Genomic DNA, 13,455 nt, shown 5'->3' on the forward strand with positions numbered 1-13,455 from the left:
AACCAACGAATATCAGCAAGATAACCGACGACATTACTTGCTTCATCCTATGTATTAACTCGCTCTAATTCGAGCTAAAGTAATTATGGCTTAAAAAAGTTAGGCAGGGATCAGTGAGTTTAACTTGACAGTGGGAGTCATACCAACGCTGCGCTTTGCGGCTGTTTTGTAGCGCCAGCGGAAAAACAGTCCGACAACAGCGCCTTGTTACAAGTAAACTGCTACGGAATATGAAACAGCATCACGGACAGCTTTACTTCTCTGTTCTTATCCTCGTTAACATGGAAGCGATAGTGGTACCAGCCTTCATCTTCTTCGCTTACGAACCCGAGATAGTTGTCATGCTCAGAAATATACTCTTTGGCCGTTTCCAAAACCGCCATAAAATCTTTATTTCTAACGAACATCACAACGGCTGCCTTAGAGTCTCTCCAGGTTAAATATCCAAGCAATTGACTAATAGTTTCTAAAAAGCCTTTCTTGCCGTGCCAGAACTTTAGTTCAGCGATAAAAACGTTCTTCCCTTCATGGCGAAGCAATATGTCAGTTTTACCTGACTTATTGAAAGTCTCTCCTGTTGCTGAACCTTCAAAGTTTGGCTCAAGTATGAGAAGCATGTGATCCCTTAAATGTTCCTCATCCTTTTCTGAATATGTAGATGGCAAGCGTTCAAATTGCTTGCCTACATCATGTATTATTTTGAGTATTTGAGCATATATAGTTGTATCTAGGGTGGGCTCAGGAGTATAGCCTTTCTCAGTAACTTGAGGCTTTGGTTTGGTAGCTATTGCTTTGGTTCTCTTTGCTGGAACTGAAAAAGTAGATGATTTATTTCCAGATTCTCTTACCGGAACACCTAAAGATGCTATTAGATCATTCTTACTAAGTAACTGCTCTTTCTTTGCATCAAATATTCGTGATGCATGCTGCTCGATAGATGCATTGAATTTCGCTAAGTCATTAGTTAGGTAGCCATTTTGCGTTTCAAGGCTTTGTATTGTTTGTTCAGAATCTTGCTTGATTCGTTGGGCGTCAAGATTGAAGTTAATTATCTTAAAGCAAATACACCCTTGCACCACAGTGATGAGCGGCGCAGACATTGAGTACGTACTTGCTCTAACCTTAAGTAATTGCTGATCACCGGTAAACGGGAGGTGGAAAACAAGTACATCTCTTTGATATGAGCCACCTCGATCCATAAAGTAAGAGCTAGGGTGCATTTCAGCAGGTATCATTTCTTCGTGCGTGGATACCGAAAGACTATCCTTATGGATCTCGATCGGCTCAATAGAAAATTCACTAACTAAGTGCTGAATATATTCTTCACGATTTACATTAAGGATGTAATCATCGTTTTGACGCTTAACAGCTTGATCTATGGCTGAACGCTGATTCTCAAGCATACTGAATCCATCAAGTTCAGAAAAAGCGTGAAAACTGTCTCGTCGATAACCTCTCATAACTATCCTTTGCTTGTAACCATTTAATAGTGCGCTCATCGCGCATATTTCTGCCAACGATACGCTCATGTATTTTATAAATCATTTTTACCAAATAACTTAACACATTGCTATATATAATTTTTATTAGCATTCAAACTCTCAATAAAAGAGAAAATGCGCTCGCCGCTCATTTTCTTGAATATGTGTGCATCACAACTAAACTGTATATAAAAACAGCACTATTATTGGTAATAGTATGAAAACACGTTCCCCATTTTTAAATTACATAGCTGAATATATGCTAGTTCGTCAATATTCATTACGCACCGTAGATACCTACCTAAGATGGATTGCATCTTATATCCATTTTCATAATAAACGCCATCCCGCCTCAATGGGGGACAATGAAGTCGAGCGCTACTTAGAACATTTAGTGTTAAAGCAAAACGTTGCACCACGTACGCAAGCCACCGCACTCAATTCATTGTCATTTTTATACAAGCACATAATAAAAAAAGAACTCTCATTAAATTTAAATTTTGCCCGTAGTAAAAAACAAACAAAGCTCCCTGTAGTGATGACCCCAGAGGAAGTTAAAATATTGATGGCTCATTTAAATAAGCGCTATTATTTAATTGCAGCCCTTATGTATGGAAGTGGCTTAAGAGTAATGGAGGCGGTGCAATTAAGAGTAAAAGATATTGATTTTGATTATAAATACATTCAAGTATGGAATGGAAAAGGTAATAAACACCGCATTGCTACGCTGGCCACAGAGCTAATCCCTATGCTGAGAAATCAAATTTTGAACGTTGATGAATATTTAAAACTGGATTTAAATAATACGGAATATGCTGGCGTATGGATGCCATATGCTTTAACAAAAAAATATCCAAGTGCCGCAAAATCGCTTGCGTGGCAATATTTATTTCCTTCTCATATATTAAGTTCAGATCCTCAAAGTGGTGAAATAAGGCGACATCATTTTCATCACTCTTGTATTAGAAAAGAGATTAAAAAAGCCGTCCAAAAATCAGGGTTAACAAAAATAATAACACCTCATACATTGAGACACTCATTCGCTACGCACTTGCTGCAAAATGGCGCTGACATCCGCACAGTACAAACACAGCTAGGTCACAGTGATGTGCGTACTACGCAAATAATACCCGCTGTATTGAATTAGTGAGCAATTTTAGCGATAGATAAATAGCTCAGTAACAAGGCAAAAACTTGGTAATATAGTTTATCTATATGAGAAGTTTTTAACGCAGTTAATGAGTTATTTAGAACGCTAAAATGTTCAACGTTTTAATTCAGTGGGTATCCTACCCATGTACTACAGCAAGGTGCTAACGGGGTTGTTAGCCCTTTTTCAAGATTATAAGCGTCTCTTTTTAATCCTCTACGCATACATATTCGCTTTCAAACCAATACCGCCATCTATATTCTACTTTTAAAAAACATAAAAAAGCCCCGCTTGTTTTTACACAAACGGGGCTCCACACTAATTTTTTACTCAAAAATAAAAGCGCCGATACTGCGGGCGCTTTGCATCATTGAATATAATTACTTTAGCTTACTGATTAACTACGCTTTTAAGCGGATTAATCGGCTGTGCGTTATCGTCTAGTATGTTCATATCAAAATCGAACTCATCTACACGAATCGCTTTTTCACGTTTGATGTTGTAATCAATTAACTGAACGTGTTCAGCTTGCGTGATTACGTTTGCCGCTAATGCGTTATCAAGTGTAATGTTAAAACGTGCACCTGGCTTAATTACTTTAGCACGTAATGCTTTTTTAACTTTAGCCAGCTCGCCAAGTGATGCCATTTTAGCTTTGTAAGCTTGCTCATTAATATGATGGCCATCGCCCACTACTGGTTTAACTAAATGCGTGATTTGCGCTTTAAATGCGGTATCTAGCTGAGCTTGCTTAGCTAGTTCGCGGATTAAATCGTCGCTAATTTTTGGCATTTTAGTTGAGTAGTTCATTGTAATGAAACGAATAAACTTACGTGTACCACTTGCAGGGAAGTTATCTAAAAACTTATGCAATGCTTCTTCAGCACTTTGTAGTGCAAAACGAGTCGCGTAATGGAAATACGGCGCTGCTTGCTCACGGTCACTACTTGATACTTTTTGCTCGTAGTATTTAATTGATGCCATAGCTGCATATAAGAAGCTCATTACATCGCCTAAACGTGCCGATAGCATTTCTGCTTGTTTTAACTTACCGCCAAGTACCAGTAACGAAAAGTCTGCGTACACTGCAAGTTTTGCAGATAATTTATGTACTGCTTTTTCGTAGTCACGTACTTCTGGTAATTCAGAATTAGCACTTGCTGTAAATGGTAAAACACCAAGGCGGAAAGCACGTAAGCTGTTTGCTGTGCTGTAGCCGATTGTTTTACGCAAAATGCCGTTAAATTCTTTATCTGCGCCTTTGTCTTCACTGTGAATTGACTCAACCATAGATTGTAAATATGGGTGACAACGCATAACACCTTGACCAAAGATCATTAGGTTACGTGTAAGAATGTTCGCGCCTTCTACCGTAATGGCAATCGGCTGAGCAACATAACCGCTTGCTAATGTATTTTGTGGACCGTTTTGAATCGCTTTACCTGCTTGAATATCCATTGCTGAATCAAGCACGTCGCGACCAAGCTCTGTCATATGGTATTTAGCAATTGCGGTTACTACTGATGGTTTTAAACCCATGCCTAAGCCTTCAGTTGTAAGTACGCGCATTGCTTCTTGTAGGTATGTTTTACCTGCAATGTCGGCTAGTTTTTCTTGAATACCTTCAAACTGACCAATGGCTAAACCAAACTGTTCACGCACTGCTGCGTATTCAGATGCTGATTTAAATGCAACTTGTGCTGTACTAACACCTAGCGCAGGTAATGAAATACCACGGCCAGCACCTAAACAGCTAACCAGCATTTGCCAACCACGGCCGATGTTTTTCTGTCCACCAATAACAAAATCCATTGGTACAAATACTTTGTTACCACGTGTAGTACCGTTGTAAAAACGAATACCCATTGGGTCGTGGCGATTACCAAGCTCAACACCTGGGTGCTCTTTAGGAATAAGTGCACAGGTAATGCCTAGGTTTTCTTTACCACCTAGCAGACCATCAGGGTCAACTACTTTAAATGCTAAACCAAGTACGGTAGCAATAGGTGCAAGTGTAATGTAGCGCTTGTCCCAGGTAATTTCTAAACCAAGGACTTCTTCGCCGTTGTACATACCTTTAGTTACTTTACCAACATCAGGAATACCACCTGCATCAGAACCCGCTTCTGGGCTTGTTAATGCAAAACATGGAATGTCTGTACCATTTGCTAGGCGTGGTAAGTAATGTGCTTGTTGTTCTTGCGTACCAAAGTGAAGTAATAACTCACCTGGGCCTAACGAGTTAGGAACCATTACGGTTACCGCAACTGCTGAGCTTTTAGTCGCAATTGTGCCAACAATGGTAGAGTTTGCATAAGGGCTAAACTCTAAACCACCAAACGACTTAGGAATGATAAGCGAGAAAAAACGCTCTTTTTTCAAAAATTCTAAGATGTCATTTGGTAAATGAATGCCGTTTTGAATCACTGAATCGTCAATCATGCCCAATAACTCTTTTACTGGACCGTCTAAAAATGCTTGCTCGTCTGCGCTTAATGTAGCAGCAGGTACGTCGCGAAGTGCACTGAAATCAGGTTTACCTTGGTAGATAGAACCTTCAAGCCATACATCACCCGCGTCTAGCGCTTCTTGTTCTGTGATAGAAATACTTGGTAATACTTTTTTTAGTTTTGTACGTAAACTCATGATTGAACTCATCCGACCAGCTAAATAATACCTACATTACGTCATAAAAAATCGTTTAGATCAATTACTCTATTCAATTAATTAACAGTTTTTTCAATTTATTTTCTTTACCTGAACGTAAACTGTTGAAACACAAAGGCTTACAGTTGTACGCTGAAAAAAAGTATTTTGACTAAAATGATGAATAAAACAGCAAAAGCTCTAGCGCTGTATCTATTTTTTGATGGGCATAAAAAAACGCAGCACAAATAGGCTACGTTTTTATTCAATTTATAGAGGCTACATTATCAGTTAATCTAACTAAAACTACTTAAATTTAAATCACATTGTATAAGCGCTTCAGTTAGCAACTTTAACAACTTGTTTGCCGGTAAAACCACCAGCAAGTTGTTTATTAAGCGCTTGCGATACTGACTCAGCACTAAAGTCTACGGGCGTTATTTCTGGGTATTTAATGTCGCCACTAACAACTCCTTCAAGTAACAGGTTGCCCATAAAGCTCAAGCGTTGTTGTGCGCATAAACTATTAGCAAGCCATGCACCACCAATCGATACAACGCTAATATTCGGCGCTCGGTGATACATTAAGTCTTGATCAAAACAAGGTAGCGGATTTAAGCAGGCAATACGTCCGCAAAAACGCATTAACTCAATATTACGCTGAGTACACTCACCACCTATCGTATCAATAACCGCATCAAAGCCTTGCGGGCCAAGTTCTCTGCGGATTTTTTCGCATAGCTTTTTATCGCTATAGTCAAAAACCACATCAGCGCCTAGCTGCTTAACCAATTTATGGTTACGCTTTGATGCGGTGGTAAATACATCTGCACCACGCTGTTTTGCATATTGAATAGCAAACTGCCCTACCGCTCCGGCTCCGCCTTCAATAAAAATAGTATCACCTTCACTAATGCCTATTTTATCTAAGCTGATAAGTGCTGCCATACCGGCGCATGGAAGTGTTGCTGCTATGGCCGGATTTAAACTGCTTGGCACAACCGACACTGCAAAGTTAGGCACTTTGGTGTATTCGCTCAAAGCACCTTGCTCACCAATGTTGGCATGCCACATAACCCGCTCGCCAACATTTGGAAACACACCTTTGTTAGCTTTAACCACAACACCTACGGCGTCTAAGCCTAAAATATGTGGATACTGCCATTTACAAAAGCCTGTTTTAGCAAATTGACCATCAACTGGATTTAAACCAACGTACTCTACTTTTACAAGCAGCTCGTTATCTGCACAGTCTGGAACAGGCAGCTCAGCATCCGCTAAGTCAATTGCTTCATTTGGTTCTGGCAGTACAATAGCGCGCATTGTTTGCGGGATAATGTATTCATGTAAATTTTCAGTATTTGGCATCAATATAACTCTACTTATTAGTGTCGTTTAACGCATAACTCCATTGGCCATTAAATGACTGGTAAGCATTTACTTTGGCAAGCAGTGAAGAAATTGTTGTTTCAACAGCATTTTCTTGTGCTATTAAAACATCCTGACGCGCATCTAACAACTCAAGGTAAGGAATTTGACCTTCTTCATACATTGCTTGGGCTTGTAAAAATGCTTTATTAGCAAAGTCATAGCGCTCATCGGCAAAGCGTTTTTGCTGTGCCTGATTGACCAACAATTGCAGTGAAAGTTCACTTTCACTTAGTGCAGTTAATACCACTTGTTGATAATCGCTGTATGCGGCTTCACTTAAAAACTGCTGCGCGTCGCGCTGTGCTAATAATGCTGGGTAGCTTAATAACGACCATTGTAACTGCGGTGCTACTTGCCACTGCTGATCGGTATTTTTTAAGCCTGTGCTGTCTATACTCACAACCCCTGCAAATGCAGATAAGCTAATATCTGGTAATAACGCTTTGCTAGCTGCAACACTTAAACTATTTGCTTGGCTAAAGTCAAACAGTGCACGGCTAATATCAGGACGTAAGGCAATGGCATTATTAGCGTTTTTTAGTGCAACGCTAAAGTCACGTTCAAGCACGCCTTGCTCGTTTTCAATAGCAATATTTTGCGCTAGCTTACCGCTTAGTACTGCAAGAGCAGATAAATCGCTGTATTTTGCATACTCAATGGCAGGCATAAGTGCTTGTTGCTGCCTAAGCTGCGCCATAGTACGGTTTAAATCAAGCTCGTTTGCAACGCCTTCATCAACTCGGGCTTGCAAAACGTCAATACTTTGCTCAAGGGCTTCTATTTGAAGCGCTACAATGTGTTGTTTTTCAACATTTCCTTGATAACTTACAAAGCCTTTAACAACTGACGAAACAACTTCAATTTGTAATAAGCGTACTTGCTCTGCTTGGCTCATGGCTGATGCATTTGCAGCATCAACCAACGCCGTTATACGACCAAATAAATCTAGCTGCCAATCAAGTGCAACGTTTGCACTTGATTGGCGATCAAACACGCTTGGTGCATCGCTTCGAGCTGCGCCAACATTTAAGCCACCTTGCGGAAGGTACTGGGCTTTTTGCTCTCCTAATCGGGCTAATGCACTTTTAAGTGTTAACTGGCTTGTTTGCAAATTATAGTTATTTGCAAGCGCACCAGTAACAAGTTCATTTAGCTGATCAGAATTAAGCTTTTTCCACCAGTTTATTTCATCAGCAACGCTAACGTTACTTGCAATATTAGCTTTAGCAACAAATTCGTTAACCGCTTTTTGCTCGCTCATGGTGTCTATTTTACTCGCACACCCTGCTAAAAACGCAGCGACTAATACCGCACTGACAGTTAGACTTGTTTTAAGTCTTTTTTGCATTAATTTAGTCATGAGTATTCTCCTGCGCTTTCTCTTTTTTGTTAGTCACTAGCATATAAAATACCGGCGTAAACAATAGGCCAAACACGGTTACACCTATCATGCCTGAGAATACTGCGTTACCCATTGCGTGTCGCATTTCGGCGCCCGCACCTGTGGCAAGTACTAACGGTACAACACCTGCTGTGAATGCAATTGACGTCATTAATATTGGGCGTAAACGCATACGACATGCCTCAAGTATTGCCTCTAAGTGCGATAAGCCTGAGTCGTGTCTATCTTTTGCAAACTCAACCATCAATATCGCATTTTTAGAAGCCAACGCAACCAGAACTATGAGCGCTATTTGGGTGAATATGTTGTTGTCAGAGCCAACAAACCACACACCTAACAAGGCTGAGAAGATAGTCATAGGTACAATTAATATAATTGCCAGTGGTAAACGTAAGCTCTCGTACTGCGCTGCAAGTACCATAAATACAAGTAATACAACTAACGGGAATACATAAACCATGGTGTTACCGGCAAGTACTTGCTGGTATGTTACTTCAGTCCACTCATACTCAATACCTGTTGGTAGTGTGTCTGCGAGTACTTTTTCAATAGCAACTTGTGCCTGATCAGAGCTATAACCTGGCGCTGGGCTACCATTTAACTCTGCACTTGGGTAACCGTTGTAATGCATAACACGGTCAGGACCAATTGTTGGTGTTACTGTTAATACAGAGCCTAATGGCACCATATTACCTGAGCGGTTACGTACTTTTAAATTAAGTATTTGATCAGGGTCTAAGCGGTAGTCAGCATCAGCCTGTGCATTTACTTGGTACGTACGGCCAAACATATTAAAGTCATTTACGTACACAGAGCCTAAATAAATTTGCAGAGCATTAAATACTTCATCAAGTGGAATACCTTGAATAAGCGCTTGCTCACGGTCAATATCAATATCCATTTGTGGAACTTGAATACGGAAACTTGAGTACAGACCCATTAATGCAGGGTCTTGTTGCGCTTTACCAATAACGGCTTGCAGGCTATTAAATAGTGCTTCAAACCCTTTATTAGCTCTGTCTTCTATTTGCAGTTTAAAACCACCGGTAGTGCCCAAACCTTGAATTGGCGGCGGTGGAAATACCGCAACAAATGCCTCATCAATGGCAGCAAAACGTTTATTCAACTGCGCCGCTATCGCCATCGCTGATTGGCTCGGATCGGTACGTTTGTCAAAGCTCTCAAGTGGTGTAAATACAATGCCACTGTTAGGGCTGTTTGTAAAACCGTTCACTGATAAGCCAGGAAAAGCAACAGTATGTGCAACGCCTGGGACTTCTAATGCAATTTGCTGCATTTGAGCAAGTACGTCTTCAGTACGATCAAGGCTTGATGCGTCAGGTAACTGCGCAATAGCCACTAAATACTGTTTGTCTTGCTGTGGAATAAAGCCACCTGGTACGGTATCAAATAACTTAATTGTGCCGCCAACAAGTGCAATATAAGCCACCATTACAACAACGGTCATACGGATTAGTTTTTGTACCAGTTTTTCGTACCCTTTAGCACCACGATTAAATACGCGGTTAAATGGTTTAAATAACCAACGGCCAAACAATTTATTAAGTAAACGCGTGAACGCATCTGGTTTTGCATCGTGTGATTTTAATAACAATGCAGCAAGCGCAGGCGATAACGTTAATGAGTTAAACGCTGAGATAATCGTCGAAATTGTAATCGTAAGGGCAAATTGCTTATAAAACTGACCTGATAAACCGGTAATAAACGCAGTAGGAATAAATACAGCACTTAGTACTAATGCAATGGCAATAATAGGGCCTGTTACTTCGCTCATTGCAACGCGGGTTGCTTCAAGAGGCGATAAACCATTTTCGATATTACGCTCTACGTTTTCAACAACTACAATCGCATCGTCTACAACAATACCTATGGCCAATACTAAACCAAACAACGACAAGGTGTTAATTGAGACACCTAACCACTGCATTACAGCAAACGTACCAATGAGTGAAATAGGCACGGCAATTAACGGAATAATAGATGCACGCCACGTTTGTAAAAATACAATAACAACAATAACTACCAGTACAATTGCTTCAAGCAAAGTGGCAATTACCGCGTCAATTGAGCCGCGAACAAATACCGTAGGGTCGTACACAATGTCGTATTCAACACCAGTAGGGAAATCTTTTGATAAGCGCGCCATTGTTTCGCGTACTTGATCAGAAAGCTCAATAGCGTTTGAACCTGGACGTTGGAATATTGGCATTGCAAGTGCTGGTTGGTTGTCAAGCTCTGCACGCAGTGCGTAAGTGTCTTGGCCTAAATCAACACGGGCTATATCAGATAAACGCGTTAACTGACCTTCGTCGCCTACTTTAATAATAACTTGTTCAAATTCTTCAATACTGTTTAAACGACCTTTAACGTTTAACAATATTTGAAATTGACTGTCGTTTGAAATTGGTTGCGCACCTAAGCTACCTGCAGCAACTTGCTGGTTTTGCGAGCGAAGTGCTGTTACTACATCTGTTGCTGTTAATTCGCGTGCAGCAAGTGCATCTGGGTTTAGCCATACTCGCATTGAGTATTTGCCAGCACCAAACATGCGAATATCACCTACGCCTGGTAAGCGCGCAATTTCATCTTTAATGTTTAAATCAGCATAGTTAGATAAGTAAGCTGTGTCGTGCGTTTTTTCAGGTGAGTATAAATGCACTACCATGGTTAAATCGGGTGATGACTTTTCAGCCACAACACCTAAACGCTGTACTTCTTCTGGCAAACGCGGAAGTGCACTGTTTACACGGTTTTGTACTTGTACTTGAGCACGGTCTAAATCGGTACCTAACGCAAAAGTTACCGTTAGAGTCATACGGCCATCACTAGTACCTTGCGAAAACATATATAGCATGTTTTCAGTGCCGTTAATTTCTTGCTCCAGCGGTGTTGCCACTGTTTGCGCAATAACGGTAGGGTTAGCACCTGGGTAGTTGGCGGTAACAACAACTGTTGGAGGAACTACTTCTGGGTATTCACTTACTGGTAATTGGAATAGTGATATGCCACCAGCAATTAAAATAACCAACGAAAGCATAGCCGCAAATATTGGGCGCTGTATAAAGAAATGCGAAAATTTCATCAATAAACCTTATTGCTTAGCCACAAGTTGTGCGTTGTCGTTTGACAATGTAAATGCCACACCGCTTGTATCAATTGTTACTGTTTGAGGAGAGATTGGCATACCAGGACCAACGCGAGCAGGACCATTTACTGCAATTACATCACCTTTGCTAAGGCCTGAAGTAACCGCACGTAATGCACCGTAACGCTCACCAATAGTAATTAGTTTGTATTCAAGTACGTTGTTTTCGCCAACGGTTAATACAAAACGATTTTTAAGGTCGGTACCAATTGCACGCTCAGGAATAATAACTTTTTCACTCACTTCATTAGCCGCTAACTTAATGCGTGCAAATGAACCCGCTCGAAGTTGATTACTATCTTCATCAAATACTGCACGTACACGTAATGTGCCCGTTGATGAATTAATTTGGTTATCAATAAAGTTAATGTAGCCTTTATATGCAAAATCACTTTGACCCACTTTTTGCATTACAACAGTTTGATGGCTCGCAGCAGTAACATCATTAAAAGAGCTATTCCATGTGCGTTCATCAACATCAAAATAAGCGTACATAGCTTGGTTTGAAACAATCGATGTTAATACGCTTTGACCCGCAAGTACGTTATTACCTTTAGTAATATTTGCACGAGAAATAATGCCGTCAATTGGTGATACTACTGACGTAAATTCTAAATCAAGTTCTGCTGAAGTAAGTTGTGCTTGCAGTGCAGAAAGCTGTGCTTCGCGTTGGCGCAGTGTTGAAGTACGCGCTTGTGCTTGCTCTGTAGAGATTGCCTTACGGTCTAATAAGCGTACCGCACGTTTGTCTTCACTTTTAGCTTGTTCAAGTGCGGCTTCTGCACTTTTAATTTGCGCTTTTAAGCTTGCAACAACCGCTGCAAATGGGCGAGCATCTAATTGAAATAAAACATCGCCTTGCTTAACCACGTCGCCTTCTTTAAATTCAATGCTATCGATGATTCCTGATACACGCGGCATTAAAGCAACTTCTTGTGGAGACTCTAAACGAGTTGTATATGTGTGCCAGCTCTGTACCGGCTTAACAAGCACCTGTGCTACATCAATTGGTTGAAGTTGCTGTGCAGGTGCTGATTGAGCTGTGCTCTCATCAGCACAACCCGCAAGTGTAAAAGATGCCGCAGTAAGTGCAGCAGCAATTAGATATTTGTTCATGAAGACGCTCCATTGTTGATTAGCCTCGCATAATACGGATTAAACCCGTGTGTAAAAACCATAGATTTTTAAATTCATTAATGCCAAAATGGCATCAATAGATTAGTTAAGGTGTAATAATGGATACAACAAGTCGACTTTTAATGTTACTTGAAGTAGTTGAGCAAGGCTCTTTTGCTAAAGCTGCAGAAATACGCAACATAGATCGCTCTGTTATATCTAAACAAATTAGCCGTTTAGAGGATGAGTTAGGCGTTAGGTTACTTAACCGAACTACCCGTTCATTTTCGCTCACAGCGGCAGGCGCCGAAATGATCAAAAAAGCCGCAGAGCTTAGAGAGCTGCTCGGCGAAACCGTGCGCATGGCTGAAAACTACCATTTAGAGCCGCGCGGCGTTTTAAAAATCACTTCATCAACACTTATTGGTCGTCGTTATTTACAACCTGTACTTAATGATTTTCAAAAACGCTTTCCGCAAGTAGAAGTTGAACTGCGCTTAGACGACAGATTAGTAGACATAGTCTCTGAAGGATTTGATTTGGCTTTTCGTGTAGGAGAGCCTAAAGACTCGTCACTTATTGCACGTAAAATAGCGCGTAATCGATTATTAATTTTAGCTGCGCCACAGTTTATTGAAACTTATGGTATGCCAAAAACAATGGAAGAGTTAGCGAAATTACCAGCAGCAAGCTATGCCAGTAACTCTATTCGAGTAGAAACAATTGATTATTACGATAGTAAAGGTGAGCGCTGCGAGCAAAAAATAAAAAGTGTGTTTCGTGCTAATGATGCCGAGTCATTGTTAATGAAAACATTATCGGGTACAACTTACTTTGTCGCCCCTGCATTCATTATTGGTGATGAAATAATACAAGGTAAGTTAGTGCCTTTATTGACCGATGTAAAATTGATGGAATTTAGCGCGATGTATGCCGTATATCCGCATCGAGATTTACCAGTAAGAACCCGATTATTTTTTGATGCTGTACGCGAGCATTTAGGAAAAGATAAACCGATTTGGGAAAACGGGATCCCTAACTTTGAACAAATGTACTAAATAGC

At 40.5% G+C, this 13,455-nt stretch carries 8 protein-coding genes; 2 read left to right on the forward strand and 6 right to left on the reverse strand.

The features are described 5' to 3' along the window. Positions 1-221: 221 nt before the first annotated feature. A complete protein-coding gene (locus H5115_RS01400) occupies positions 222-1,460 on the reverse strand; it encodes a hypothetical protein (RefSeq protein WP_182753236.1) in 1,239 nt (412 codons plus the stop codon). A gap of 238 nt (positions 1,461-1,698) precedes the next feature. Between H5115_RS01400 and H5115_RS01405 the strand changes: the two genes are divergently transcribed. After that, on the forward strand, positions 1,699-2,628 hold the full coding sequence (locus tag H5115_RS01405; protein ID WP_182753238.1) for an integron integrase: 930 nt from the start codon (positions 1,699-1,701) through the stop codon (positions 2,626-2,628). A 393-nt stretch (positions 2,629-3,021) separates the two neighbouring features. Here the strand turns inward: H5115_RS01405 and H5115_RS01410 are convergent, their stop codons facing one another. The 5 genes from H5115_RS01410 to H5115_RS01430 all read right to left on the reverse strand — a co-directional run bounded on the left by H5115_RS01410 (position 3,022) and on the right by H5115_RS01430 (position 12,392). After that, positions 3,022-5,277: an acyl-CoA dehydrogenase gene (locus H5115_RS01410; RefSeq protein WP_149603631.1), complete on the reverse strand. Its 2,256-nt coding sequence runs from the start codon at positions 5,275-5,277 to the stop codon at positions 3,022-3,024. Between the two features lie 339 nt (positions 5,278-5,616). After that, a complete protein-coding gene (locus tag H5115_RS01415) occupies positions 5,617-6,645 on the reverse strand; it encodes a zinc-binding dehydrogenase (RefSeq protein ID WP_182753240.1) in 1,029 nt (342 codons plus the stop codon). Positions 6,646-6,655: 10 nt separating this feature from the next. Next, complete coding sequence (locus tag H5115_RS01420; protein ID WP_182753242.1) at positions 6,656-8,068, reverse strand: TolC family protein; 1,413 nt, start codon at positions 8,066-8,068, stop codon at positions 6,656-6,658. Then, a complete protein-coding gene (locus H5115_RS01425) occupies positions 8,061-11,213 on the reverse strand; it encodes an efflux RND transporter permease subunit (RefSeq protein WP_182753244.1) in 3,153 nt (1,050 codons plus the stop codon). Before H5115_RS01425 ends, H5115_RS01420 begins: the two co-directional genes overlap by 8 nt. Positions 11,214-11,222: 9 nt before the next feature. Beyond that, positions 11,223-12,392 carry an efflux RND transporter periplasmic adaptor subunit gene (locus tag H5115_RS01430; RefSeq protein WP_182753246.1) on the reverse strand — a complete coding sequence of 390 codons (1,170 nt, stop codon included), beginning with the start codon at positions 12,390-12,392 and terminating at the stop codon, positions 11,223-11,225. A gap of 119 nt (positions 12,393-12,511) precedes the next feature. Here H5115_RS01430 and H5115_RS01435 point away from each other — a divergent pair, with 119 nt between their 5' ends. After that, positions 12,512-13,450 carry a LysR family transcriptional regulator gene (locus H5115_RS01435; RefSeq protein ID WP_182753248.1) on the forward strand — a complete coding sequence of 313 codons (939 nt, stop codon included), beginning with the start codon at positions 12,512-12,514 and terminating at the stop codon, positions 13,448-13,450. The last annotated feature ends 5 nt before the right edge of the window (positions 13,451-13,455 follow it).

The organism is Pseudoalteromonas sp. SR44-2, assembly GCF_014163745.1.
Taxonomy (GTDB): Bacteria; Pseudomonadota; Gammaproteobacteria; order Enterobacterales; family Alteromonadaceae; genus Pseudoalteromonas; species Pseudoalteromonas distincta.